The following is a 22794-nucleotide window of genomic DNA, read 5'->3' as shown; positions in this document are numbered from 1 at the left end:
GAGCCCGTCGCGGTCGGCCGCCCCCCAGCCGGGCGGGCTCCATGGTCCTGCACCCCAACCCGCTAAAGGAGCCGACCTCATGGATCGTGCGTTCTTCCTTCGCGCCGGCCTCGTGCTGGCTTTCGCCACCCTGCTCGGCGCGGCCTTCTCAGGAGCCGCGTCGGCACAGAACCTCTCGCGTGCACAGGCAGAGGCTGTCCGTGCCGCCTGCGAGGCGGACATCCGCGCCACCTGCCCCGGCGTGCAGCCAGGCGGCGGACGCATCCTTCAGTGCATCAAGGCCAATCCCGACAAGATCTCCCAACCCTGCAAGGAGGCTCTCGTCGCCGCCAAGGCTACCCCCGCCCCGTGACCCGCCCCCGGCCGCCCTTCACCCGGATGCCCTTGTCATGAACGTCCAGCCGGGCCTCGACCCGTTCCTGTCGCTGGAGGCGCCCCTCCCGCGCCCGCGTCGGCGCCATGGGCTTCGGCTGACCGTCCTCGCGGCGGTGGTTCTGGGGATCGGATTCGCCGGCCTGCGTTATGTCTATCCGCATGCGGTCGAGGGTGAGATTCTGCGCCCAGGCATGCTGGATGTGGAGCTTCAGGGCCCCGGCACATTGTCGGCCTTGACCGAGGCCAGCGTCAGTAGTCGCATCCAGGCCCGCATCGAGGAACTCGCTGTCGACCGCAACGACGTGGTCGGCACGGGCGAGATACTCGCCCGCCTCGCCTTCGATGACCTCAGCGGTGAGCTTGACGCCGCCGAGGCGAGCGCCCGTGCCGCCGAGCGCGGGGTGGCCGCCGCCCAAGCCGAGCGCGACCACGCCGTCGCGACGCTGGAACAGGCGCGCGCGACGCATGAACGGCAGGTCGCGCTGCTCGCCAAGGGTGTCTCCAGCGCCGCCGGGCTCGAAGACGCGCTCGCCGCCCGCCGTCAGGCCGAAGCCGACGTCGCGCGCGCAGGCCGCGCCATCGAGCAGGCCGAGGCCGAGCACGATGCCGCGAACGCGCGCATAGCCGTTGCCCGCGTCCAGCTCGACCACAGCGTGCTGCGTGCGCCGATTTCCGGCGTGGTAGTGTCGCGCACGCGCCATGTCGGCGAGGTGCTGGCGCCGGGCAGCGAGCTGCTGCACCTCGTCGATCCGGAGAGCCTTGTGCTGACCGCGCGACTGGACGAGAGCGCCATATCCGCTGTCCGGCCGGGACAGGCGGCGGAGATCACCTTCACTCGCGCCGAGGAGACCATCCGCGGCCACATCCTCAGGCTCGGGCGGGAGGTCGACCGGGAGACGAGGGAATTCGAGATCGACATCGCGCTCGATACGATTCCCGCGAACTGGGCGCTCGGCCAGCGCGCCATGGCGCGCATCATCATCGAGCGGCGCGGCCCGCTGCTGACCGTTCCAACGTCGTATCTTGTCTGGCGCGACGGGCGCCCCGGCGTATGGATCGCTGCCCGCGGCCGTGCGCGATGGCGCGAAGTAACGCTGGGCGAGGCCGGCGCGCGACGCGTCGAGATCCGGCGCGGCCTCGATGCCGGCCAGGAGATCCTCAAACCTGGCGACCTCTACCCGTTCATGCGCGCGCGCCTCGCCGGAGCGGCCCCGTGAATCTGGCGCTGAAAGATACGCTCCACGCACCGACCCGCTTCGCGCTTACCACTCTCGGCATCGCCTTCCTCGTCATGGCGGTGATCGGCATGACCGGCCTCTATCGCGGCATCGTCGAAGATGCGCTCCTCATCATCGACCGGATCGATGCTGATCTCTGGGTCGTGCAAGGCAAGCGCGCCGGGCCTTTTGCCGAAGGTTCCGCCGTGGCGGCCGACATGGACCGGCGGGTCGAGGGCGTGCCCGGTGTCGCGGATGTGCGGCGCTTCACCCAGTTCAGCCAGCAGTTCAGCTTCGCCGGTGCCCCGCGCCGCGCCACCGTGACCGGTGTCGACGTGCCGCGCGACAATGGACACTGGTTGTCGCTCGCGGAAGGTCGCTGGCTCGGCGGCAGCCGCTATGAGGCCGTGGCAGATGCGAGCACCGGCCTGAAGGTCGACGACCGGATACAGCTTGCGCGCGACGTCTATACGATCGTAGGCCTCACGCGGCACATGGTCGATTCGGCCGGCGACGGACTGCTTTTCGTCGGCATCAATGACGCTGCCGTCATCGCGCGACGCCGCACATCGGAAGAGATCCATCTCGCGCGCGCCGCCGGGACCGGCGCTGGCGCCGTGAGCGCCGATGCAAGCTCGGTGGCGCAGGACAGCAAGATCTCCGCTGTGCTGGTGCGGCTCGATCCCGCCGCCGACACCGCGCGCGTGATCGCCACCCTGCAGCGCTGGGGCGACGTGCGGGTCATGACCACGGGCGAGCAGCGTGATCTGATGCTCAATGCCCGGCTCTGGAAGCTGCGCCTCCAGATCCTGACCTTCACCGGGATGATCCTTCTCATCACCGCCATCGTGGTGTCGCTCATCGTCTACACCATGACCCTCGAAAAGCTGCACGTGATCGCTCTGCTAAAGCTGATGGGCGCGCGCGAGAGCGTCGTGGTCCGTCTCATCGGCCAGCAGGCCGCACTCATCGGCATCGCCGGCTACGCACTTGCGGTCGTCCTGGCATGGATGATCTTCCCTTTCTTCCCGCGCCGCGTGGTGATGCTACCGCCCGATCTTGCGCAGATCGCGCTTGCCCTTGCTATTGTCTGCACCGTCGCGGCGTGGGTCGGCATCGCCCGCGCCTCGCAAGTCGAGGCACGCGAGGTGTTGTCGTGAGCGGCGCACCCGTGCTTTCGGTGCGCTCGCTCTCACGCCACTACGCCACCGGTGGCGGGCTGGTACGCGCGCTCGACGGCGTCTCGCTCGACGTTGCTGCTGGCGAGCTGGTCGGCATCTTCGGGCCAAGCGGCTCGGGCAAGAGCACCTTCCTGATGCTCGCCGGGCTTCTGGAGAATCCGACCTCCGGCGAGGTCTGGCTGGCGGGGGAGAGGGTTTCCCACGCCGACGCCGACCTCGACTCGCTGCGCGAGATACGCCGCAAGCGCATCGGCTTTGTGTTCCAGAAGGCGAATCTGATCCCTTTCCTGTCAGCGGTGGAGAATATCGCGCTGGGCCTTGAGCTCGCGGATGTAGCCCCTGCCGATGCCCACGCCCATGGAAGACGGCTGCTTGCCGCGCTCGATCTCGTACATCGCGCCGATCACCTGCCGGCGAAGTTGTCGGGCGGCGAGCAGCAACGTGTGGCGGTGGCGCGAGCGCTTGCCAACGCTCCGCCGCTCATCCTAGCCGACGAGCCCACGGCCGCGCTGGACAGCGTACGCGGCCGTCAGGTGATGGAGATCTTCCGCCGCATCGCCGGCACGCGGGGTGCGGCCGTGCTGGTGATCACACATGATCCGCGCTCGACCGACCTGTTCGACCGCATCGTGCACTTCGAGGACGGGCGGATATGTGTGGGCAAGGTCGACCGATGATGATGCTGATGTGATCGCCGAGACTGTACCGGTTGATGCCGACGTTTTCCCGCCAATTCTCCTGGCGCAGAGAAGCGGAAGACGATGAAAGTATTGAAGTTTTGGGACGCGCAGAAGGGCGTTCGTCCTGCAGCCAAACCCTCGCGGCTCAGTTCTGTTGCAGATCGCGCAGATAAGCGCAAAACATGCGGGTTAATCCGGCGGCATAGGCGTCGATCTCGGCGGTGTTTCGTGGCGTTGACGAGAACTGCTTGCCGGCCGCGCTCATCGCGGTCGTGATCAGATCGATGGCCAGTCGCCGGGTCTCTGCCGAGGCCTCGGGAAGCGCATCCTGCATGAAAGCGTCAAACACCTGGGCTCCAGCCTCACGTGCTTCGCGTGTCTCTTTCGCGTCGCGGTAGAACGGCGCCGCGTCAGCGAGTGCCACGCGCAATGCTGCCTCCTCGCATTCCGACAGGATGAATGCTCGACGCGTAGGGCATGTTGCTTGCCGGTCGGCCTTGGCGGCCCAGCGGCAGCTTACGTGGCGAAATCGCAGACTGTGGCCGCTAAGCGAATCCGAGAAGCAACGTCTTCGCCATTTCTCTTGCCTGCGAGGCAAGTTCCTCATCCCGCAGTTCGCCGGCGGTCCAGAACGAGAGAATGCCGCGAAAGGCAAAGGCGAGCTGTTCCGGCAAACAGCGCAGCGCTTTCTCCTTGCCCGCCCCAGTCAAGCCTTCGCCGGGGCCTAGCGCCAGCGACCATAAGGTCGTGGAGTGCGCCAGGACCTTTCCGGGGGAAGGACCGGCCGTGCCGATCCAGCCCATCACAATGCGGGTTACGGGCACGAGGGCGTATTGGAGGAATCGTCCATGGATGATCTCCAGCGTCAGTTCGCGGCCAACGTCTTCGGGCCCGTCGCGATGATCAAGGCGGTGCTGCCTGGCATGCGCACGCGGCGTCGCGGCCACATCATCAACGTCACGTCCATGGGCGGTTTCATCACCATGCCCGGGATCAGCTTCTATTGCGGCAGCAAGTTCGCGCTCGAAGGCCTCTCCGAGGCGCTCGGCAAGGAAGTGGCGAGCTTCGGAATTCGGGTGACGGCGCTCGCGCCCGGCCAATTCCGCACCGATTGGGCCGGGCGCTCGATGGATCGCACGCCGCGCAGCATTGCCGACTATGACGCGGTCATGGACCCGATCCGCGCCGCACGGCAGACCAAGAGTGGCAATCAACCCGGCGACCCGCGCAAGGCTGCGCAGGCGCTGCTCGCTCTGGTCGATGCCGAGAACCCGCCGGTGCGGCTGTTTCTCGGCGAGGACGCTTTGGGACTGGTCGACCAGAAACTCGGCCGCATGCGCGACGAAATCAGCGCATGGGAGGCGCTTTCGCGATCCACCAGCTTCGCATAGTGAGCGATTGTATCCTCCGAGGTTAGGAACGAAACCGAAACCGCGACGATCTCAGACAGCACCTGCGCGGCAGCATGGGCGAGGTTGGAGGTGGCGTGTGCGCCTTCATCAACCGGAGCGGACGCGCTATCGCCCCGCAACGAGCGTTTGAGCGTCCGCATCCCCACTTCCTGCGTTGGAATCGCGAGCACTGCTTCACGGGGAAGCGTGCCGCAGCGCGCCGGGCACCGTCCGGCTCGGAGCGGGGCACACCCCATCGTGGCGCTGACCAGCCGGAAGCTATGCCGCGCCGACGCGGCCCTCGGGCGAAGCCGATCGTCGAGTTCCCCGAGAGCGACGGGCGTCCCTGGACGGACCCGCCCTTGTTCGCCGATGCGCTCGATCTTCACATGCGCCGCCATGGCGATACGGCAAAGCACCTCGCCCGTGTCCTCGAGGCGAGCGCGGCTCAGGTCGATGCCACGGCACTCAATCTGTGGCGCCGCGGCGTGAAGGTGCCGCGCGCCTCCCGAAGTCTCGCGGCACTGGAGCTTATCGAGCGGCGCTACCGCCTCCCGCCGGGCTACTTCCGATCGAAGCTGCCGAACGGAGACCGCTGCACCTCGGCGGGTACCATTGCCGGCATCAGTCGAGCCGAGCGGCGACGCCTCGCCTGGCACCTGCCGCATGATTTTGATCGGCGCCCGTTGAGGGAGCGGGAGGAGATCCTCGAATGGGTGCAGCGCGTGGTGATCACGGGAACGACCGACTATCGGCGCTTCCAGGCTGCCGCCATGAAGCAGCGCTATTCGATCCGGTTTCCCGGCCTGCTTGACCAATCCGCCCGGCCGCGCGGGCTGTACCGGTTTTGCCGGGAGGAGGATGGATCGCTGCCGGATCCGGACCTCGCGAGTGCGGCGCTCGATGCGCCGCCCCAGCTAACTGAGGAGATGGCCGATCTCGTCCGGTTCAAGACGGCAACGCTGATGGCCTTCGGCTATCAGCGCAGCGGCGTCTGGGGCGAGGAGACGGCGTCGCAGAAGGTCGAGCATCTCGGCCTGATGTTCGGTGCGCTGGCTGCGTCACCCAGCGGCGCGGTCCATGGCTTCGGCGTGCCGCTAGAGAATCTGAGCTTCAGTCTGCTGGTCTTCCCGATCGTGTGGGACTGGTACATTCAATGGCGGGAGCGTCGGCGCGGCTTCTACACCGCGTGGGAAGTCGACATGCTGCGGATCGCTGCCGCGCTCAGCCGGTTCTTCCGCGATGCCTTTGGGCTGGAGATGTATATCCGCCGCCTCGCGAAGCACGGCGTGCGGCTCGTCTCCATCACCCAGGAGCTCGGGGATGATCCGGCTCAGGTCATGATGCGGCAGGTCATCGCCCTGTTCGACGAGTACCAGTCGGGCGAGAACGCCAAGCACGTGCTGCGGGCCATGAAGGAGAACGCCCGGCAGGGTTTCTATAACGGCTCCCGCCTGCCGCTTGGCTTCACCCTCGAAGAGGTCGAGAAGCGAGGCCATCGCACGAAGAAGCGGATCATCGTCGATCCCGTGGAGGCCGAGCTGGTGCGGCTGATGTTCGATCTCTACCGGCAGGGAGATGGCACATCGGGCCCCATGGGCATCAAGGAGATTACCAAGCACCTCAACGCCAAGGGCTACCGCACCCGTCTTGGAGCCCGCTACGGCGTCGGCACCATTCACGGTATCCTGACCAATCCCGTCTATGTCGGGGAGTGGAGCTTCAACAAGCGAAGCTCGAAGACGGGGCAAGTGAAGCCTCAGCACGAGGTTATCCCGATCTCGGTGCCGGCCATCCTGGAGCGCCGCACCTTCGACAAGGTACAGAAGGCACTTAGGGCTAAAAGCCCGCACAACACCGCCACGGGTGATCTCGGGTCCGATCCTGCTGACGGGGCTTGCCTATTGCGCCTGTTGCGGCAGCGCCATGACGTTGCGCACCGGCACTTCGAAGAGCGGCAGGGTCTATCGCTATTACAGCTGCTCGACCTCGGGCCGGGTCGGCAAGTCCGCCTGCAAGGGGCGAACGGTGCCGATGGAGAAGCTCGACCATCTGGTCACACGCCATGTCGCTGAACGCGTCCTGATGCCGGAGCGGTTGGAGGCGCTGCTACAGTCCGTCGTCGACCGGCGGGTGAAAGCCGATGCCGAGGTTCAGGCACGGATCGATGAACTATCCCGCGAAAGAACGACAGCAGAAGACAAGCCGCGGCGGCTCTATCAGCTTGTCGCGGACGGCATCGCTGAGCCGGACGACATGCTCAAGGAACAGATTGCCAAGCTCAAAGCAGACCGGGACCGTGCACATTCGGCGCTGGAGCGGATCGAGAATCAAGGTGCCGCCGCAAGCCGGCTTGATCCGGACAAGCTGGCCCGGTTCGGGCAACTCATGCGGTCAAACATCACAGAGGACGAGGTACCGTTCCGCAAAGCCTGTCTGCGCTCGCTGATCGACGCTGTCGAAGTCGACCAGCACGTCGTGCGCATCCACGGATCAAGGACGGTGCTGGAGAGAGCCGTACTCGCCGACCGCGCCACCCAGCCGGGTGTTCGCGGTTTTGTACGGAAGTGGCGCGCCCTAGGGGAGTCGAACCCCTCTCTCCACCGTGAAAGGGTGGCGTCCTAACCGATAGACGAAGGGCGCGCAGGCCGGGTTCTTATAGGCAAGCCGGCGGCGGTGCACAAGCGGTCCCCGCACCCGTCATCCACAGGCTTGCGACGTCTCGTCCCCCGTCCCCCGTCCCGGAACATATCCGCTTCCGGCGGAACGCGAGTGTCGTCCCGGCAGGATCTTGCAACGGGTGCGGCGACCCACGCTGGCAGGCGGCGAGACAAGCCCGGCCGTACTCGTGGTCTCCCGCCACGGCCGGGTGTGTTCGCGCGCGCTTTCGTCTTCGCAGCCGGCATCTTCGCAGCCCGGCATCCATACCGTGGCGAGACGACGCCGCGGTGAAGGGGATCGGCAGGATTTAACACTGGAATGGCGCCCGACCTGAACGGGCGCCACGCCAGCCGTCCACCTGCCGGCCAGCCCGCCCTGGCGCGGCCCGACACTGTCGCCCTGCCCGGCGGGCAACCTGCCGGCCCCGATCCGGGGCTACCGCGCTGGCGACCTCACCATTTGCCGGTGTTCGGCATCGAGGACCAGGGCTCCTGCGGGGGGCGGGCGCCGCCCTTCTGGAGCAGTTCGATCGAGATATTGTCCGGGGAGCGGACGAAGGCCATGTAGCCATCGCGCGGCGGGCGGTTGATGGTCACGCCGCCGTCCTGCAGCTTCTGGCAGGTGGCGTAGATATCGTCCACCTCATAGGCGAGATGGCCGAAATTGCGGCCTTCACCATAGGGTTCCGGATCCCAGTTATAGGTAAGCTCCAGCTCGGCCACGCCCTTCTGGCCCGGCGCGGCGAGGAAAACCAGCGTGTAGCGCCCCTGCTCCACCTCCTTGCGCCGCACCTCTTCGAGGCCCAGCTTGTTGACGTAGAAATCCAGCGACGCATCGATGTCGGTGACGCGAACCATGGTGTGAAGGTACTTCATGGGTCCTCTTGGGGGCTTGTCGCGGCGCCGGCGGCGCCGGTGGCGATAGTGGCTGAAAATATGACGATGGACGATGACATCAAGGCGGCATGCACCGAACTCGGCGCGATCCTCACCGGCATGCGGCGCGGCGTCGCCTTCACCGGAGCCGGCCTATCGACCGAAAGCGGCATTCCCGACTTCCGCTCGCCGGGTGGGCTGTGGACGCGCAACAAGCCGATCGATTATGGCACGTTCCTGTCCGACCGGACGATGCGCCGCGAGGCCTGGCGTCGCCGCTTCGCCATGGAGGAGGCTTTCGCCGGCGCGGCGCCCGGGCGCGGCCACCGCCGGCTGGCGCAATGGCTCGCGGATGGCCGGCTGGCCGGCATCGTCACGCAGAACATAGACGGTTTGCACCAGGCCTCCGGCGTGCCGCAGGAGCGTCTGGTGGAACTGCATGGCAACACGACCTATGCCACCTGCCTCGACTGCGGCGAACGCTATGAACTTGGCTGGGTGCGCCAGCGCTTCGAGGCCCACGCGCACGCGGTGCCCGACTGCCTCGACTGCGGCGGCCCCGTCAAGACCGCCACCATCTCCTTCGGCCAGCCGATGCCGAAGGCGGCCATGGTGCGCGCGCACGAGCTGACGCGCGCCTGCGACGTGTTTCTCGCCATCGGTTCCTCGCTGGTGGTCTGGCCCGCCGCGGGCTTTCCCGTGGAGGCCAAGCGGCACGGCGCCACGCTGGTGATCATCAATCGCGAGACGACCGAGTTCGACGAAATCGCCGATCTGGTGATCCATGCCGATATCGGCGACGTGCTCGACGCGGCCGCCGATGCGCGATGAGGGCGCGTGCCGATGACGCGTGATGCAGGGCACCGCGAGGCTCCCCCTGCCCCTGTCCCCACCTGATGCCGGGAAGCCACTTGACGCAACTGCCGTACGCCGGCCGAATCAATTTGGGTGTTTTCGTGGCGTCTTCGGGTGCTATGCTTTGCGGGAATAGAATCATGAAACGCTGGCAGGACGGGCGCTGGCAGCATGGGCGCCGGCTGGATAGCGGTGCCTGGCGTTCGCGGGGGTAAGTGGCCGATGGTGTCGGATGGTACGCTGCCACGACATGGTGCAGGCGAGCGTCGTTCGCTTGAAGACGAGGCGGATGCCACCGGCACAGGCGAGGGTCCGCTCGTCCAGATCGCCGGCACCATCAAATGGTTCGACCTTTCCAAGGGCTATGGTTTCGTGGTGCCGGACAATGGCGGCGGCGACGTTCTGCTGCATGTCACCTGCCTGCGGCGCGGCGGCTTCACCACGGCGCAGGAAGGCGCGCGCGTCGTGTGCGAAGTGGTGGCCCGCGATCGCGGCTTTCAGGCGCTGCGCGTGATTTCGATGGACGCCTCCACCGCCCTGCATCACAGCCAGCTGCCGCAGGCGCGCACCCATGTCACGGTGCAGCCGGTCGGCGGCTTCGAGCGCGCCTGGGTCAAGTGGTTCAACCGCCTGCGCGGCTTCGGCTTCCTGTCGCGCGGCGAGGGCACCGAGGACATTTTCGTCCATATGGAGACGCTGCGGCGCCACGGCCTCACCGAGCTGCGCCCTGGCCAGATGGTACTGGTGCGCTTCGGGCCCGGCCCCAAGGGGCTGATGGCCGCCGAGGTGCGGCCCGACGGGGCCTCGACGCCCTCCTCGCACTAGCGCATAATTCGGTCGGCTCAAGCGTGCCGGCCATCGCCACCGGACTTGAGCCCTCGCGGCCAGAGCTTTGTCCCGCCGGGTGAGCCCGCGCGAGGCAAGGCGGCTTTGGGCTCCATAGCATCAAGGGAAGGCGCCCGGCGCCCGGTTCCATATGAGTTCTTCTGCTTCTCCGGCCGTGCCTTGCCCGGCGGTCCTTGCCTCGCCCCTGCCCGCCTCGATCAGCATGCCGCCCGTTGCCCGGCCGTCATTGCCGGCGTGGATGATGGGCGTGCTGGCGTTCATTTTCGCGCTGGTGCTCCTCATCCTCCCGGCCGCCAGCGCGGTATTCGAGCCGCTGACGATCCAGACGAAGAACGGCCCGGTCGCCTTCACCGTCGAAATGGCGAGCACTCCGGCGGAGCGCGCCAAGGGGCTGATGTACCGCACGGAACTGGCGCCGAATGCCGGCATGCTGTTCGATTTCGGCGTCGAGCAGCCGATCTACATGTGGATGAAGAACACCTATATCCCGCTCGACATGGTGTTCATCCGCGCCGATGGGCGGATCGCCAGCATTGCCGAGAACACCACGCCGCTTTCCACGCAAACCATCGAGTCCGGCGGTTCGGTCAAGGCGGTGCTGGAACTGGCGGGCGGCACGGCGAAGGCGCGCGGCCTCGCGGTCGGCGATCAGGTCGTGCACAACCTCTTCGCGCCAAAGTAGCGTGGCCCTGTAACCGCTGTCAGCTGACCGCCGCCCGTCAACCGCGGCTTGACGCGGCACGCGGCGGATGCGATGCCGCTTGATATGTGCTTGGCACATGTTCGGGTTTCGGGGCATAGCGCAGTCCGGTAGCGCGGGAGTTTTGGGAACTTCAGGTCGCAGGTTCGAATCCTGCTGCCCCGACCACCCACCTGATGGCCGAACCGACGAGTTGCGCGCGGCGCGGCCCCATCATGAAAATGGCGCCCCGCCCGGCCCGGCCGACCGCCGGAAGCCCGTCTGTGGCAAACGGGTTTCCCCTGCGGGCCCGGTTTCCCCTATGAGCCGGTTTTCCCTGCGAGCATTGGACGACCCGCCGCTTTGCGCGCGCCCAACGCCCGATGCGCGCGATGCCCGCTTGCCAGAACGCGACCCTCGTCTTAAGCAATCCTCAGGTCGCCGTCTGGGCCGCCGCCGGATCGGGTGTAAGGGTTTTCAGGGGCTCGCGGCACGCGGCGTGCCGAGCCTCGGCCATCCGCAAGGCGAGGCCGCCAGCGCGCCGGGCAAGGGAGCGAGTTGAATGGTTGCACGCATTTACAAGCCGACCCGCAACGCCATGCAATCCGGCACGGCCAAGACCAAGCTCTGGATGCTCGACTATGAGCCCGAGGCGCCGCGTCAGGTCGAGCCGCTGATGGGCTATACCAGTTCGTCGGACATGAAGAGCCAGCTTCGCCTGCGCTTCGAGACCAAGGAAGAAGCGATCGCCTATGCCGAGCGGCACGGCATCGCCTACCAGGTGCAGGAGCCCAATGAGCCGGTGCGCCGCCGTATCGCCTATTCCGACAATTTCAGCTTCCGCCGCCTGGGTCAGTGGACCCACTGAGCGACCGGGTCATCCTTCGTCGACAGGTCGTGCCGCGTGCCGCGCGGCGCGTTTTTGGGCCGCGTAGCTCAGCTGGATAGAGCAGCCGCCTTCTAAGCGGCAGGTCGCTGGTTCGAGCCCAGCCGCGGTCGCCAATATTCGGCGCTAATATCAACACCTTGCGCCACGTAACAACGCAGTCGGTCGAGACCATAACAGGCACATTCCGGCCGCCAATGCGGCTTTCGTGACAGACGGTCCCGAGCCAGCGCTCCGGCGTTTGTGTCAGGACGCGCCGGCCGCCTGCCGGGCGGCAAAAGCGCTGGCCGCCTCCTCCAGATCCTCGAACACCATGTCCGCGCCGATGCGGCCCAGCACGCCCGCGCGTTCCAGCAACTGGCGCGGCGCATAATTCAGCTCGGCCAGACCGAAGGCGACGCCGCGCCCGGCCGCCTTCGCCCGCACGTCGTCCAGCATCGCCGCCGCTGTCGAATCGAGCTGCACCACGGCGCTCGCATCCAGCACCAGCCAGCTTGCATCGGCGGGCATTTCGGCGATCAACTGCTCCAGCCGCTCGCGGACATAATCGACGTTGAAGAACAGCAGGCTCCCCTGGATGAGGCACAGCGTGAGCCCCGGCACCGGCCGCGCCTCGGGAAAGCGGTGCAGCTTGTAGAAGCCGGAACGGCCGGGCAGCCGCCCGAGCAGCGCGTCGCGTGGGCGCATTTCCTTCAGCAGCACATAGAGCAGCGTGGCCGAGACGGCGACGATGACGCCGTTGAGCACGCCCAGGCTCACCGCGCCCCACATGCCGATGAGCGCGAACGCGAATTCCATGCGGCTGATATGCCAAAGCTCCCGCAGGCTCTTGAGGTCGATCAGCCCGATGGACGCCGCGACGAGGATCGCCCCCAGCGCGGGCGCCGGCAGTAGGCTGAGCGCATCGTTGAGGAAGACCAGAAGGCTCGCCAGCGCCACGGCCGCCACCACGCCGGCCAGCTGGCTGCGCCCGCCGACCGACAGGTTCACGGCGGTGCGCGAATCCGACACCGTCACCGGAAAGCCGCTGAACACGCCGGTGACGAGATTGGCGCCACCGAGGCCGCGCAACTCCTCATTGGCATCCACGGCGAAGCCGCCCCGCGCGCCGAAGCTGCGCGCCGCCACCAGCCCGGAACTGAAGCTCACGAGCCACAACGCGCCCGCGCCCAGCAGCAGTTGCTGAAGCGGCACGGCAGCGGGCACGGGGACGGAAAAGGCCGGCAGGGATTGCGGCAGGCTACCCACGACCTTGATCCCGAGCCCGGCGAAATCGAACAGGGCCGACCCCGCCATCGCCACCGTCACCACGACCAGCGGTCCTGGAACCGGCGATTTCAGCCGCTCCAGCAGCAAGGTCAGCGCCAGCAACGCGCCACCCAGCGCGACGGATGGCCAATGTACATCGCCGGCCTTGCCCACGAGTTCGAGGATCGGCGCGACGAGCCCATCGGACGCGATGGCGAGCCCGGTGAAGCGGCCGATCTGCCCGACCATGATGGATATGGAAATGCCGCTGATGAAGCCGATGAGAATCGGCCGCGAGAGGAAGGCGGCAATCTCGCCGAGCCGCAGCCGACCGGCGATGAGGCACATCCCCCCGACGCACAGGGCGAGCAGCGCGGCGGTCGCGACCCGGTCGAGGCCGGGATCCTGCGCGAGGATGGAGGCGAGCACGGCGGCCAGAACGGTCATGGTCGCCGCGTCCGGGCCCACCACCAGCCGGTGCGAGGGCCCCAGCAGGGCATAGCCGAGCAGCGAGAAAATGCTGGAATAGACGCCCACTTCCGGCGGCAGGCCGGCAATGGCGGGATAGGCGACGGCGCTGGGAATGGCGACGGCGGCAATGGCCAGCCCCGCCATCACGTCGCGTCCGGCCCAGCTCATGCGGAAGCCGGCGAAACCCTTGAAGAATGGCAAGGCCAGCTTCATCGGACCACTCCTGCGCGAAGGCCGGTCTTGTTAAGTCGCCTCGCGCGACATGATGTTTCGCGTCGTCACCGATGAACACCGATACGCCCGGCAGCGATGTTTGCGTTGAGCAGGCTCAACCGCATCGCCGCCGACACCTCGGGTGGCCACAGTCTGGCGCGGGCCTCCAAAGCGCGCGAATCCTCCCCGCGCGGTCACTCCGCCCCCTCCGGCTCCTCATAGAGCTCCAGCGGCAGCCCATCGGGATCCGCGAAGAAAGTGAAGCGCCGGTCGGTATAGGGGTCGATTCGAATCGGCTCGACGACGACGCCAAGCCGCGCGAGCCGCTCCGCCTCCGCCGCCAGATCGGACACCGCGAAGGCGAGATGGCGTAGCCCGCAGGCCTCCGGCCGGCTGGGCCGCGGCGGCGGATCGGGAAAGGAAAACAGTTCGATCCGCGCATTGCCGGCGTCGATGTCGCATTTCCAGGAAGACCGCGCCGCCCGCCACGCCTCGTGCAGCACGGCAAAGCCCAGCACATCCACATAGAAATGTTTCGAGCGCCCGTAGTCGGAGCAGATGATCGCTATGTGATGGATGCCGCGCATGGAGGCCAGCCTAGCGCGGCCGGGTGCCCCCGCGCCAGCCCGGATGCGGCAGGCCTCGATCAGCCGGCCACTCGTGCGCGGACGGCGCGGGCGGCCCTGGCGAAGTTCAGCGCCAGTTGCGGCGGGCGGTCCCGGCGATAGGCCACGACCAGGCCGACGCGCGGCTCGGGCGCACGGACCGGCCGAAACGCCACGCCCGGCACGTTGAGGTGCCCGAGCGAGGCGGGCACCAGCGACACGCCGAACTCGGCGGCGACCAGCGACAGGATGGAGGCGATCTGCGGCGCCGGCTGGCCGAGCCTTGGCTCGAAGCCGACCGCGCGGCAGGCGGCGAGCGCGGCATCGTGCAGGCTGGTGCCGACAGAGCGCGGCGTGAGGATGAGCGGATCCTCCTTCAGCCGCGTCAGGTCCAGCGGCTCCGCACCCCGGGCCTCGGGATGGCTGGCCGGCAGCGCCGCCACCAGCGGCTCCTCCATGAGGCTCTCCTCGCGCAGGTCCTGCGGGTCCGATTCGGCCGGACGCAGAATGGCGACATCCAGCCGCCCTTCCACCAGGCTGGAGAGCAGCACGAAGGAACTGGCCTCCTCGATCCTGAGCTCGACATCGGGATAGGCGCGGCGGAACGCGCGGATCGCCGCCGGCACCAGCGGGTTGAAGGCGGCGGTGCCGGTGAGGCCGACGCCGAGCTGGCCGGTTTCGCCGCTGGCCGCACGCCGCGCGGACCGGATCGCGACCGTGGCCTGATCGGGCATCGTCGCCACGCCCGCGCGAAACGCCCGGCCGGCCTCGGTCAGTTCGGCCCCGTGGGCCACCCGGTGGAACAGCTGCGCGCCGACTTCCCTCTCCAGATCCTTGATCTGCGAACTGAGCGGCGGCTGGCCGATGCCGAGGCGCGCCGCCGCGCGGGTGAAGTTGCCCTCCTCCGCCACGGCCAGGAAATAGCGGATGTGGCGCAGCTCCATGTCCCTACCTCTCCCATACATTCTGCAGATAGCGAACGTCATTTCCATATATTGGACGGATGCCGGCGGCGTGGCTATCTCCCTGTCGAAACAGGAATGGCCTCCGATGTGCCCACCCGCGATAGCTGCCGCAATCACTGCCGCCCCCGCCCTCCTCGCCCCTTCCCCCGCGCCCGCGATCGACACCGCCCGCCCCGGCCCCGTGATGGGCGCGCCTGTCGGCTGGATCCGTGCCGGTACGGCTGCCTATCGCCGTGCCGGGCTGGCGCTGTTCCTCGCCGGATTCGCGAGCTTCTCCCTGATCTATTGCGTGCAGCCGCTGCTGCCGGCCTTCGCGCAGAGCTTCTCGCTCAGCCCGGCGGAAAGTTCGCTGGCGCTATCGCTGACCACCGGCCTGCTCGCCTTTTCCATCGTGCTGGCCGGCGCCTTCTCGCAGATGCTGGGCCGGCGCGGGTTGATGTTCGGCTCGATGCTGCTGGCCGCGCTGCTCAACCTTTCCGCCGCGCTGGCGCCGAGCTGGCACGGGCTGCTGGTGGCGCGCGCGCTGGAAGGCTTCGTGCTCGGCGGCGTGCCGGCGGTGGCCATGGCCTATCTCGCCGAGGAGATCGAACCCGGCCATCTCGGCAAGGCGATGGGGCTCTATATCGGCGGCACCGCCTTTGGCGCGATGATCGGCCGGGTCGGCATGGGCCTGATGACGGAGTTCACCTCCTGGCGCGCGGCGCTCGCGGTGCTGGGTGTGCTGTGCATCCTCTCGGCGGTCGGCTTCCTGCTCCTGCTGCCGCGCCCGCGCAATTTCGTGCCGCAGCGCGATTTCAGCCTGAGCTTTCACCTCTCCGCCTGGGCGGGGCACCTGCGCAACCGCGCGCTGCTGCGGCTCTATGGAATCGGCTTCCTGCTGACGAGCATCTTCGTCACGCTGTTCAACTATTCCACCTTCCGCCTCTCCGGCGCGCCCTATCATCTCAGCCAGACGCAGGTGAGCATGTTGTTCCTGGCCTTCGGCTTCGGCATCGTTTCGTCGTCGCTGGCCGGCAGCCTGGCCGACCGCTTCGGCCGCCGGCCGCTTGTGCTGGCCGGCTTCCTCATCATGCTCGCCGGCGTGCTGCTCACCATGGCGTCGTCGCTGGTCGCCATCGCCGGCGGCGTCGCGCTGGTGGCCACCGGTTTCTTCATCGGCCATTCGGTGACGAGCAGTTCCGTCGGGCGGCTCGCCAGCCTGTCGAAGGGCCATGCCGCCTCGCTCTACCTGCTGTTCTACTATATCGGATCGAGCGTCACCGGCTCCATCGGCGGCTGGTTCTGGGAGCACGGCGGCTGGGTTTCCATCGCCGCCCTCACCGGCGCACTGGCACTGGCCGGCGCGATTCTGGCGCTCGGCCTGCCGGCACCAAACGAATCCTCCCGCTCCGACTCTTGCCGCTCCGGGGCTTCCCGCCCCGACTCTTGCCGCACCGGGGCGCACCGCGGCGGGTGAGCCTCTCCGCGGTGCCCCGGGCGCAAGAGAGTCGCGGGCGGGAGGTGTCCATGGGCCCCACTTTGGTGGCACGCGCCGCTTCCACCGGAGCGCAAATACCGGCAAAACAGGTCCATGGATATTTTTCACTGGGTCGCCGTGGTCCTGTCGACCATGCTGGGCCTCGGCATCGCCCGGCTTCTCACGGGCTTCGTCATCGCCTTCAAGTCGCGCCATCGTGGTGGCATCGACTGGCTGCCTCTATCGGTGGCGGGCATCGTGCTGGGGGAAATCCTGCAGTTCTGGTGGGCGCTGGCGGAACTTGCCACGCGGCCCGGCTGGAGCCTGGGCGATTTCAGCTTCCTGGTGCTGCTGGTGATGCTGCTGTTTCTCGCGGCGGCGCTCATCGTGCCCACCGATACCGATGTGACCAATCCGTCCGAGGCCTTCGCCCGGGATGGCCGCTGGGCGCTGCTGCTGCTCGCGCTCTATCACGGCGTCGCCATCGCCGCGAATGGGTGGTTCTGGAACAGTCCGTTGCGCTCGGTGGGAACGCTGCTCGTGGCGTTGCTGGCCGTGACGAGCGCCGCGGGTGCCCTCGCGCCCGGCCGCGCCGCGCAATCGGCGGTGGTCGTTCTCTACTGCGTGCTGGCCGTGGCGGGCGTGATCATCCTCTCGCCTATCCGCTACTAGCGCCGTGATCGATCCGAAAGGGCTCGCGTTTCATACGCTGGAGCGTTTTGAGATAGCGAAACTCGTTCACCTTTCGCGGAAAACGCGCTGACGCGAGCCGCCGCCGCGAGGCGCCGCCGCGCGCGACTGCGGGATCGGCGGGAGGAGCGCCATCCGGCGGAGCTGCCCTGCGCAGGAAAAAAGGGGCCGCGCATGGCGGCCCCTGTCGTGTCGCGATCGCGGCGTCTCAGGATTTCGGCATCAGCACGGTGTTGATGACATGCACGACGCCGTTGGACTGGAGCACGTCCGGCGTCTCGATGGTGGCGGTGTGGCCGGCCTGATCGACCACCACCCATTTGCCCATCTTCTCCTCGACGGTGAGCGTCTGCCCCTCCACCGTCTTGAGCGTGGCCTTGCCGCCGTGCTTCATCGCGTCCGCCTTGAGGTCGGCGGCCGTCAGCCGTCCGGGCACGACGTGATAGGTGAGGATCGCCGTGAGCTGCGGCTTCATCTCGGGCTGGACGAGCTTGTCCACCGTGCCGGGGGGCAGCTTGGCGAAGGCGGCATCGGTGGGCGCGAACACCGTGAAGGGCCCCTTCCCGTTCAAGGTCTCGACAAGGCCGGCTGCCTTGAGCGCCGCCACCAGGGTCTTGAGATTGCTGGCCTTGGCGGCATTCTCGGGGATCTTCGCATCCGACATCATCGACGCGCCGCCTACCATCACGGTGGTTGCGGCCATGGCCGGGACAGCGATGACCGGTGCGGCGATGAGCAGGCCGGATGTGATGGCCGTCAGGGCGAGGTTCGTCAGCTTGAGCGTCATGGGACGTCTCCTGTGAAGACCATGCGTGCTGCAGGGTCGTCAGCTCTACGAACCCCGCGCGCCGGAGGCTCAGCCGATCAGGCGTTCGTGATGCGGGCCGGATGGAGGCTGCGCGATGGGCGCGGAAGTGCCGGGGCGATCCGGCGCGGCGCCGGTTCGGCCCATGCGGCAAGACGCGGTCGCCGGAGATCGGTTGCGCGCGCGGCGGGAGTGGCGCGCCGGACTGTCGGCATGAGCGGGCTCAAGGCCGGAGAAGCGACAGACGGGACCGGGGCGGGCGCGACGACGACAGAGCGGAGGATGGCCGGAAGCGCGGCTTGGACGCGCGCATTGCGGGCGATCACCTTCGGGCGACACGCGCCATCAACGCGCGGCGGGCGGGCGCCGGAAATGCAGGGGTGAGCCGCAGACTTTGTCAGTCGAGGGCCTTGTCAACCACGGGCTTTGCCACGGGTCGGGCTGGGTGCGGCGCGCTCGGCTGTCGCGTCGCTGGCTTCCTTGGCGAGGCGAGCCTCACGCAGGCGGGCGGTCTTCGCATCGCGGCGAACCGTCTCCTGCTCGACCATACCCATCGCGACGCGCGAAATGGAATCGGCCTTGGTTTCGGACGGTGTCGGCCGCGGCTTGAACGGATTGTTCTCGATCTTCTTCGCCATCGCTCGCATCCCCGACATGAAAAAAGGCCGGGTTACCCCGGCCTTCCCAAAATTGCCTCGACGATCGGTGCCAGTACATCCGTGGTCAAGGACCGGAGGCAATTCCTCACGCGGCCTTGATGTTGCCGGCGGACTGCTTGCCGGTGCGGCGGTCGGACTCGATGTCGAACGACACCTTCTGACCATCGCTGAGGCCAGAGAGACCAGCACGCTCCACGGCGGAAATGTGGACGAACACGTCCGAACCACCATTGTCAGGCTGAATGAAGCCGTAGCCCTTCTGCCCGTTGAACCACTTCACGGTTCCTGTCGTCATGACGATACCTTTTTAATCGACATAGAAATTCAATCATTCGCGTTACCGCGAATGTCACGTAAGCATCGATTTGAGAGGAAGTTCGCCACGGCGCCGAAGCGCAAACAAAATTCAACGTGCAGATCGATTGGGACACTATACAGCTAATCGCCAGTATTACAAGCCCATAGCTGGCCTATTTTGGTTCGGAGGGCCTCGCGGCGGCAGCGCCCGGAGCACCGCGGCCGAGCAGGGGCTTCTTCTTCGGCGCGGCAATGAGACCATCGCGCACGGCCTGCTTGCGGGCCGCCTTGCGCGCCCGGCGAATGGCCTCGGCGTCTTCGCGATTGCGGCGCTCGGAGGGCTTCTCATAGGCACGCCGGGCCTTCATCTCCCGAAAAATACCTTCACGCTGCATCTTCTTTTTGAGGACGCGCAGCGCCTGGTCGACATTATTATCCCTCACTAAGACCTGCAAAGCATTTCCGATCATGGGCTTCTCGGCGAAGCCGTTTCAACCTCGCGGCGATATTGCCGGAAGCTGTCTCAATATGGACCTTTCCGCGCAATATTGAAATGCCGCTCCGGGACCGGCAAGAATTGGCGCTCGCCGCGCCGGTGCGGGCGCGCGAATTCGATCGTTCCACATCGCGACAAGGCCGCCGGGGATGCGGTTTATTTGGATCCGCACGCCGATCTCGCGCATGTCGCGAAGGAGGAACCGGAACGCGTGCCGGGCTGATGCACCCGCGCGATACCCGGCCATCCCGGCCCTGTCATGCGGCCATTGGCGTTGGCGAAGCCAGCCCATCTCGGCTAAGCAGGATCGGCCACACGCGATCCCGAGCCGCGCCCTCATCCTGGATGTCGACGGAGTTGGAATGACAGACGCGCAGAACGTGAAGCAGCGTTTCATCGAGGATTTCGCCGTGCGCCATGGCCTTGGCACCGACACTGTCGAGACACTGCTGCGCGCCGTGGCGGCGGGCGGTGGCACCATGGCGCAGTTCAGCCATCCGGAGCTGGGCGGCATGGGGCAATGGTCGCGCGGCGGCATGATCATGGTTGGCGACATGTTCAACCAGGGCCTCAAATACCGGGTCGACACGCTGTGCACGGAGATTTCCGATGCGCTGGCGCAAAATCCCGCGCTCGGCGCCGAGCCGCGGCCTTACGGATCGGGCGGCGGCTTCTCCGGCACGGGCAACTGGTGGCCGGCCGAATTCGGCAATCCGAGTTCCTCGGGCGCGCAGAACGACCTGCGCTATGCGTTCTTTCCCGGCGCACGGCGTCTGGTGATCGAGAAGGCCGGCGCGCAGGCGATCTATGATACCGGCGAGCACATGATTTCCGGCGTGTCGCAGCAGCAGGGCAGCGACCCGTCGCTCCGTTTCTCCAGCCAGTTCGGCACGGTCTGGCTCTCGGCGCTGCCGCGGGTCGACAGCCCTTACCGGGAGAGCGACGCCCGGTACGACAACCTGGAGCAGGAGAGCGGCTGGAACGCCGCGCCGGCGCCGATGGCGGACACGGCGCCTGCGAGCGCGCAGTCCTTCCAACACGCACCAGCACCCGCACCCGCACCTGCCGCCGCACCAGCCCCCGCCGCCGCACCCGCCGCGCGGACTGCCCAGTCTGGCGCGAGCGGCAGCGACGATATCTTCGCGATTCTTGAGCGCCTCGCCGACCTGCGGTCCAAGGGCATTCTGTCCGAGGAAGAATTCGCGACCAAGAAGACCGAGTTGCTCGCGCGCCTGTAGACGCCCCCGCGGACATCGGCAGGACAGGACGCGACATGTCCACGGACGCTCTCGCAACCCGCGCCGATATCTGGCTGTGGCACGCGCGTTTCGTGAAGACACGTGCCCTGGCGGTCGAGGTGATAGAGCGCGGGCGCGTGAGGTTGACCCGCAGCGGCCAGCAGACCCGGCTGGACAAGCCGAGCCGCGCCGTGCGGCCCGGCGACGTGCTCACCATCGCCCTGCCCCACCGCGTCGTGGTGGTGCGAATTGAGGCGTTGCCGGAGCGACGCGGGCCCGCCGAAGAAGCGCAGGGCCTGTACACGCTGCTCTAGATTCACGCTCCCGAGCGCCCGGCTCCGCAGGTGGATCATACCGCGGACATGGCGATGCGCATGGCGCGCCGGTGCGGCGACCTTGCATGGCGAGTGATTCGCACAATGACACGCGAGGTGGAACGCAGATCGGGGGATGCAATCGAGCCGCGCGAGGCGAAGACTCGCAAGCTGCCGCTCACCCTTGCCGGGGAGGTAGCCGAATTGTTTGCGGCGAGCCACGGGACGCAGGCCACGATTTTAAACGGCGCGCATCGCTCTGAAGGACCCGTCTTCACGGCGATTGGCCGGATCTCGGGTTGAGTGTCTCCGCCATCCCGTGGCGGGCATAAATGTCTCGGCAGAGACCGGCCCATATCAGCGGACGCCGGTAAACTCGAGCGGCACCCCGCCGAATGCCTTCGAGCATGCGGCGGGGCGTGCTGTCGATCCTGCGTCAGGCGGGGCGGATATCCCCGGCCGACTGCTTGCCCGAACGGCGATCGGTCTCGATTTCATAGGAAACCTTCTGACCATCGCTGAGGCTCTGCAGGCCGGCGCGCTGCACGGCGCTGATGTGGACGAACACGTCCTGCCCGCCCTGATCCGGCTGAATAAAGCCGTAGCCCTTCTGTTCGTTAAACCACTTCACGGTACCGGTCGCCACGAAACTTCCCCTAGATTGACTGTCTTGCCATCGTCGCTCGGTGTCGAGCTTGGCTACCGATCTAGCATAGATCGCGGCGCAGGCACCATGCCTCTCCCACTGTCGATGGCCGGCAAATGTGCGCGCTCCGCCCTGTCCCGCGCGGATCCTTGCCGTGGGCGGTGCGCCAGAGCCCCCAGATGCGTCGCGCGCAGGTCTGGAAAGTGCCAGTTGAGCGAGGTGCGCTCGCGGGACCGTTGGCGCTTGAGCACCGATCGGGGCGAATCGTCCACACCACCGCCACCGCCCTAATTTCCGGCGAGACCGCGTCCACGCGCCGGCGTCAGGCGGGGCGGGACGACGCCTCGGTGATCCGCTCGTGGATCAGATGGCAATGACGCACCAGCCGGGGCAGGCCGGCCAGATGCCGCTTCAGCGGCGTCTCGATGGGGTAGAACAGGATGTTGGCGATAAAGCCGTAAATGGCGGCATCCGCGCTGCCGGGTTCCGCGCCGAACAGGAAACCTTTATCCCGCAGCAGGCCCTCGATCGCATCGAGATCGGCGATTCCCCGGGCATAGGCCTGCGGCGGCTCAAAACGACCGATTCCCTGATAATGGTAGCGCTGCGCGTTGTAGCTGCGGGCACGGAGAAGGTCGTCTTCGGTGAGCGAGGGATGCTGATCGCGCAGCGCCGCGCTGAAAGCCGGCCAGAACGCCTCGTCCTTCCATCGCGAATAGGACATGACCCAGTAGAGATCATCCAGCGTTCGCCGCAACATCACGCCGGTTTGCCGTTGCGCAAGCGACAGCCCCGCATCGAGATCGGCCCCGTGCCGCCGCGCGACATGGTCGATGATGGCATCGCTGTCGCCGATGACCGCGTCATCATCCGTGATGTAGGGCAACTGGCTGCGCGGCGCCGACGACGCATCGAACAGATGGCGATGGACGAACGGCACGCCCGCAAGCCTGAAAAAGGCAAAGACCTTCAGCCCGTATCCATTGTTATCGGCGACGCCGAACAGGGCAGGATAGGAAAAGAGGGTGATCATGCCTGCCCCCGG

General features: G+C 67.1%; 25 protein-coding genes, 3 tRNA genes and 3 pseudogenes. 18 read left to right on the top strand and 13 right to left on the bottom strand.

Annotated elements, in window-relative coordinates; genetic code table 11:
• The first annotated feature begins 79 nt into the window (after nt 1-79).
• Genes QOZ99_RS08045 through QOZ99_RS08030 form a run of 4 tightly spaced genes read left to right on the top strand, consistent with a single transcriptional unit; the run spans nt 80 to nt 3450 of the window.
• The gene (locus tag QOZ99_RS08045; RefSeq protein ID WP_306889446.1) at nt 80-352 is read left to right on the top strand and encodes a hypothetical protein; all 273 of its coding nucleotides are present in this window, start codon (nt 80-82) and stop codon (nt 350-352) included.
• 37 nt (nt 353-389) lie between these two features.
• The gene (locus QOZ99_RS08040; RefSeq protein ID WP_306889445.1) at nt 390-1592 is read left to right on the top strand and encodes an efflux RND transporter periplasmic adaptor subunit; all 1203 of its coding nucleotides are present in this window, start codon (nt 390-392) and stop codon (nt 1590-1592) included.
• Complete coding sequence (locus tag QOZ99_RS08035; RefSeq protein ID WP_306889444.1) at nt 1589-2752, top strand: ABC transporter permease; 1164 nt, start codon at nt 1589-1591, stop codon at nt 2750-2752. Before QOZ99_RS08040 ends, QOZ99_RS08035 begins: the two co-directional genes overlap by 4 nt.
• The gene (locus tag QOZ99_RS08030) at nt 2749-3450 is read left to right on the top strand and encodes an ABC transporter ATP-binding protein (RefSeq protein ID WP_306889443.1); all 702 of its coding nucleotides are present in this window, start codon (nt 2749-2751) and stop codon (nt 3448-3450) included. Before QOZ99_RS08035 ends, QOZ99_RS08030 begins: the two co-directional genes overlap by 4 nt.
• A 148-nt stretch (nt 3451-3598) precedes the next feature.
• On the opposite strand, the gene QOZ99_RS08025 is transcribed toward QOZ99_RS08030, so the two are convergent.
• Nucleotides 3599-4060 carry a hypothetical protein gene (locus QOZ99_RS08025; RefSeq protein WP_306889442.1) on the bottom strand — a complete coding sequence of 154 codons (462 nt, stop codon included), beginning with the start codon at nt 4058-4060 and terminating at the stop codon, nt 3599-3601.
• Nucleotides 3999-4277 carry a hypothetical protein gene (locus tag QOZ99_RS08020; RefSeq protein ID WP_306889686.1) on the bottom strand — a complete coding sequence of 93 codons (279 nt, stop codon included), beginning with the start codon at nt 4275-4277 and terminating at the stop codon, nt 3999-4001. Before QOZ99_RS08020 ends, QOZ99_RS08025 begins: the two co-directional genes overlap by 62 nt.
• Between QOZ99_RS08020 and QOZ99_RS08015 the strand changes: the two are divergent.
• The 3 pseudogenes from QOZ99_RS08015 to QOZ99_RS08005 form a co-directional block, all read left to right on the top strand.
• A pseudogene (locus tag QOZ99_RS08015) lies at nt 4254-4844 on the top strand (oxidoreductase); the annotation flags it as partial. The gene QOZ99_RS08020 and the pseudogene QOZ99_RS08015 sit on opposite strands and share 24 nt — an antisense overlap.
• 74 nt (nt 4845-4918) lie before the next feature.
• Nucleotides 4919-6622, top strand: a pseudogene (locus QOZ99_RS08010) (recombinase family protein); the annotation flags it as partial.
• A 148-nt stretch (nt 6623-6770) separates the two neighbouring features.
• Nucleotides 6771-6854 (top strand): annotated as a pseudogene (locus tag QOZ99_RS08005) (hypothetical protein); the annotation flags it as partial.
• Nucleotides 6855-7412: 558 nt separating this feature from the next.
• On the opposite strand, the gene QOZ99_RS08000 reads toward QOZ99_RS08005, so the two are convergent.
• A tRNA-Glu gene (locus tag QOZ99_RS08000) sits at nt 7413-7487 on the bottom strand.
• 470 nt (nt 7488-7957) lie between these two features.
• Entirely contained in the window at nt 7958-8380 is a 423-nt protein-coding gene (locus QOZ99_RS07995) for a VOC family protein (protein WP_306889441.1), read from the bottom strand.
• A gap of 60 nt (nt 8381-8440) precedes the next feature.
• Between QOZ99_RS07995 and QOZ99_RS07990 the strand changes: the two genes are divergently transcribed.
• The 6 genes from QOZ99_RS07990 to QOZ99_RS07965 all read left to right on the top strand — a co-directional run bounded on the left by QOZ99_RS07990 (nt 8441) and on the right by QOZ99_RS07965 (nt 11762).
• Nucleotides 8441-9211, top strand: a complete 771-nt coding sequence (locus tag QOZ99_RS07990) for an SIR2 family NAD-dependent protein deacylase (protein WP_306889440.1) — start codon at nt 8441-8443, stop codon at nt 9209-9211.
• Between the two features lie 246 nt (nt 9212-9457).
• A complete protein-coding gene (locus QOZ99_RS07985; protein ID WP_306889439.1) occupies nt 9458-10060 on the top strand; it encodes a cold-shock protein in 603 nt (200 codons plus the stop codon).
• A gap of 259 nt (nt 10061-10319) precedes the next feature.
• Nucleotides 10320-10763 (top strand): DUF192 domain-containing protein, encoded by a 444-nt coding sequence (locus tag QOZ99_RS07980; RefSeq protein WP_370876821.1) that lies wholly within the window; start codon nt 10320-10322, stop codon nt 10761-10763.
• Between the two features lie 109 nt (nt 10764-10872).
• Nucleotides 10873-10949: transfer RNA gene (locus QOZ99_RS07975), tRNA-Pro, on the top strand.
• A 373-nt stretch (nt 10950-11322) separates the two neighbouring features.
• A complete protein-coding gene (locus QOZ99_RS07970; protein ID WP_306889437.1) occupies nt 11323-11628 on the top strand; it encodes an ETC complex I subunit in 306 nt (101 codons plus the stop codon).
• A gap of 57 nt (nt 11629-11685) precedes the next feature.
• Nucleotides 11686-11762: transfer RNA gene (locus tag QOZ99_RS07965), tRNA-Arg, on the top strand.
• 130 nt (nt 11763-11892) lie between these two features.
• On the opposite strand, the gene QOZ99_RS07960 is transcribed toward QOZ99_RS07965, so the two are convergent.
• The 3 genes from QOZ99_RS07960 to QOZ99_RS07950 all read right to left on the bottom strand — a co-directional run bounded on the left by QOZ99_RS07960 (nt 11893) and on the right by QOZ99_RS07950 (nt 15127).
• Complete coding sequence (locus tag QOZ99_RS07960; protein WP_306889436.1) at nt 11893-13578, bottom strand: SulP family inorganic anion transporter; 1686 nt, start codon at nt 13576-13578, stop codon at nt 11893-11895.
• A 194-nt stretch (nt 13579-13772) separates the two neighbouring features.
• Nucleotides 13773-14165, bottom strand: coding sequence for an SMU1112c/YaeR family gloxylase I-like metalloprotein (gloA2, locus tag QOZ99_RS07955; RefSeq protein WP_306889435.1), 393 nt, complete (start codon nt 14163-14165; stop codon nt 13773-13775).
• Between the two features lie 59 nt (nt 14166-14224).
• A complete protein-coding gene (locus QOZ99_RS07950) occupies nt 14225-15127 on the bottom strand; it encodes a LysR family transcriptional regulator (RefSeq protein ID WP_306889434.1) in 903 nt (300 codons plus the stop codon).
• A 106-nt stretch (nt 15128-15233) separates the two neighbouring features.
• On the opposite strand from QOZ99_RS07950, the gene QOZ99_RS07945 reads away from it, so the two are divergent.
• Nucleotides 15234-16604: an MFS transporter gene (locus tag QOZ99_RS07945; RefSeq protein ID WP_306889433.1), complete on the top strand. Its 1371-nt coding sequence runs from the start codon at nt 15234-15236 to the stop codon at nt 16602-16604.
• A 114-nt stretch (nt 16605-16718) separates the two neighbouring features.
• The gene (locus QOZ99_RS07940; protein WP_306889432.1) at nt 16719-17276 is read left to right on the top strand and encodes a hypothetical protein; all 558 of its coding nucleotides are present in this window, start codon (nt 16719-16721) and stop codon (nt 17274-17276) included.
• 226 nt (nt 17277-17502) lie between these two features.
• Here the strand turns inward: QOZ99_RS07940 and QOZ99_RS07935 are convergent, their stop codons facing one another.
• From QOZ99_RS07935 to rpsU, 4 genes are all read right to left on the bottom strand, one after another.
• Entirely contained in the window at nt 17503-18081 is a 579-nt protein-coding gene (locus tag QOZ99_RS07935; RefSeq protein WP_306889431.1) for a fasciclin domain-containing protein, read from the bottom strand.
• A gap of 431 nt (nt 18082-18512) precedes the next feature.
• Complete coding sequence (locus QOZ99_RS07930; RefSeq protein ID WP_306889430.1) at nt 18513-18737, bottom strand: hypothetical protein; 225 nt, start codon at nt 18735-18737, stop codon at nt 18513-18515.
• 106 nt (nt 18738-18843) lie between these two features.
• Entirely contained in the window at nt 18844-19053 is a 210-nt protein-coding gene (locus QOZ99_RS07925) for a cold-shock protein (RefSeq protein WP_183189739.1), read from the bottom strand.
• A 175-nt stretch (nt 19054-19228) separates the two neighbouring features.
• The gene (gene rpsU / locus QOZ99_RS07920) at nt 19229-19510 is read right to left on the bottom strand and encodes a 30S ribosomal protein S21 (RefSeq protein WP_306889682.1); all 282 of its coding nucleotides are present in this window, start codon (nt 19508-19510) and stop codon (nt 19229-19231) included.
• A gap of 403 nt (nt 19511-19913) precedes the next feature.
• Between rpsU and QOZ99_RS07915 the strand changes: the two genes are divergently transcribed.
• The 3 genes from QOZ99_RS07915 to QOZ99_RS07905 are packed head-to-tail and all read left to right on the top strand — an operon-like array spanning nt 19914 to nt 21406.
• Nucleotides 19914-20789: an SHOCT domain-containing protein gene (locus tag QOZ99_RS07915; RefSeq protein WP_306889429.1), complete on the top strand. Its 876-nt coding sequence runs from the start codon at nt 19914-19916 to the stop codon at nt 20787-20789.
• A 35-nt stretch (nt 20790-20824) separates the two neighbouring features.
• The gene (locus QOZ99_RS07910) at nt 20825-21103 is read left to right on the top strand and encodes an RNA-binding S4 domain-containing protein (protein ID WP_306889428.1); all 279 of its coding nucleotides are present in this window, start codon (nt 20825-20827) and stop codon (nt 21101-21103) included.
• Nucleotides 21104-21151: 48 nt separating this feature from the next.
• Nucleotides 21152-21406 carry a hypothetical protein gene (locus tag QOZ99_RS07905; RefSeq protein ID WP_306889427.1) on the top strand — a complete coding sequence of 85 codons (255 nt, stop codon included), beginning with the start codon at nt 21152-21154 and terminating at the stop codon, nt 21404-21406.
• 133 nt (nt 21407-21539) lie between these two features.
• Here the strand turns inward: QOZ99_RS07905 and QOZ99_RS07900 are convergent, their stop codons facing one another.
• Nucleotides 21540-21749: a cold-shock protein gene (locus QOZ99_RS07900; protein ID WP_183189742.1), complete on the bottom strand. Its 210-nt coding sequence runs from the start codon at nt 21747-21749 to the stop codon at nt 21540-21542.
• A 322-nt stretch (nt 21750-22071) separates the two neighbouring features.
• Entirely contained in the window at nt 22072-22782 is a 711-nt protein-coding gene (locus QOZ99_RS07895; protein WP_306889426.1) for a glutathione S-transferase family protein, read from the bottom strand.
• Nucleotides 22783-22794 lie beyond the last annotated feature (12 nt).

Source organism: Ancylobacter amanitiformis, assembly GCF_030814815.1.
Lineage (GTDB): Bacteria > Pseudomonadota > Alphaproteobacteria > Rhizobiales > Xanthobacteraceae > Ancylobacter > Ancylobacter amanitiformis.
Note: the sequence above shows the minus strand (reverse complement) of the source record. Positions and strands in the feature narration are given on the sequence as shown.

Coding starts and splice junctions, on each gene's coding strand:
- QOZ99_RS08045 (WP_306889446.1), top strand. CDS start 80: ATGGATCGTGCGTTCTTCCTTCGCGCCGGCCTCGTGCTGGCTTTCGCC.
- QOZ99_RS08040 (WP_306889445.1), top strand. CDS start 390: ATGAACGTCCAGCCGGGCCTCGACCCGTTCCTGTCGCTGGAGGCGCCC.
- QOZ99_RS08025 (WP_306889442.1), bottom strand. CDS start 4,060: ATGAGGAACTTGCCTCGCAGGCAAGAGAAATGGCGAAGACGTTGCTTC.
- QOZ99_RS07995 (WP_306889441.1), bottom strand. CDS start 8,380: ATGAAGTACCTTCACACCATGGTTCGCGTCACCGACATCGATGCGTCG.
- QOZ99_RS07990 (WP_306889440.1), top strand. CDS start 8,441: ATGACGATGGACGATGACATCAAGGCGGCATGCACCGAACTCGGCGCG.
- QOZ99_RS07985 (WP_306889439.1), top strand. CDS start 9,458: ATGGTGTCGGATGGTACGCTGCCACGACATGGTGCAGGCGAGCGTCGT.
- QOZ99_RS07980 (WP_370876821.1), top strand. CDS start 10,320: ATGATGGGCGTGCTGGCGTTCATTTTCGCGCTGGTGCTCCTCATCCTC.
- QOZ99_RS07970 (WP_306889437.1), top strand. CDS start 11,323: ATGGTTGCACGCATTTACAAGCCGACCCGCAACGCCATGCAATCCGGC.
- QOZ99_RS07960 (WP_306889436.1), bottom strand. CDS start 13,578: ATGAAGCTGGCCTTGCCATTCTTCAAGGGTTTCGCCGGCTTCCGCATG.
- gloA2 (WP_306889435.1), bottom strand. CDS start 14,165: ATGCGCGGCATCCATCACATAGCGATCATCTGCTCCGACTACGGGCGC.
- QOZ99_RS07950 (WP_306889434.1), bottom strand. CDS start 15,127: ATGGAGCTGCGCCACATCCGCTATTTCCTGGCCGTGGCGGAGGAGGGC.
- QOZ99_RS07945 (WP_306889433.1), top strand. CDS start 15,234: ATGTGCCCACCCGCGATAGCTGCCGCAATCACTGCCGCCCCCGCCCTC.
- QOZ99_RS07940 (WP_306889432.1), top strand. CDS start 16,719: ATGGATATTTTTCACTGGGTCGCCGTGGTCCTGTCGACCATGCTGGGC.
- QOZ99_RS07935 (WP_306889431.1), bottom strand. CDS start 18,081: ATGACGCTCAAGCTGACGAACCTCGCCCTGACGGCCATCACATCCGGC.
- QOZ99_RS07930 (WP_306889430.1), bottom strand. CDS start 18,737: ATGGCGAAGAAGATCGAGAACAATCCGTTCAAGCCGCGGCCGACACCG.
- QOZ99_RS07925 (WP_183189739.1), bottom strand. CDS start 19,053: ATGACGACAGGAACCGTGAAGTGGTTCAACGGGCAGAAGGGCTACGGC.
- QOZ99_RS07915 (WP_306889429.1), top strand. CDS start 19,914: ATGACAGACGCGCAGAACGTGAAGCAGCGTTTCATCGAGGATTTCGCC.
- QOZ99_RS07910 (WP_306889428.1), top strand. CDS start 20,825: ATGTCCACGGACGCTCTCGCAACCCGCGCCGATATCTGGCTGTGGCAC.
- QOZ99_RS07905 (WP_306889427.1), top strand. CDS start 21,152: ATGGCGATGCGCATGGCGCGCCGGTGCGGCGACCTTGCATGGCGAGTG.
- QOZ99_RS07895 (WP_306889426.1), bottom strand. CDS start 22,782: ATGATCACCCTCTTTTCCTATCCTGCCCTGTTCGGCGTCGCCGATAAC.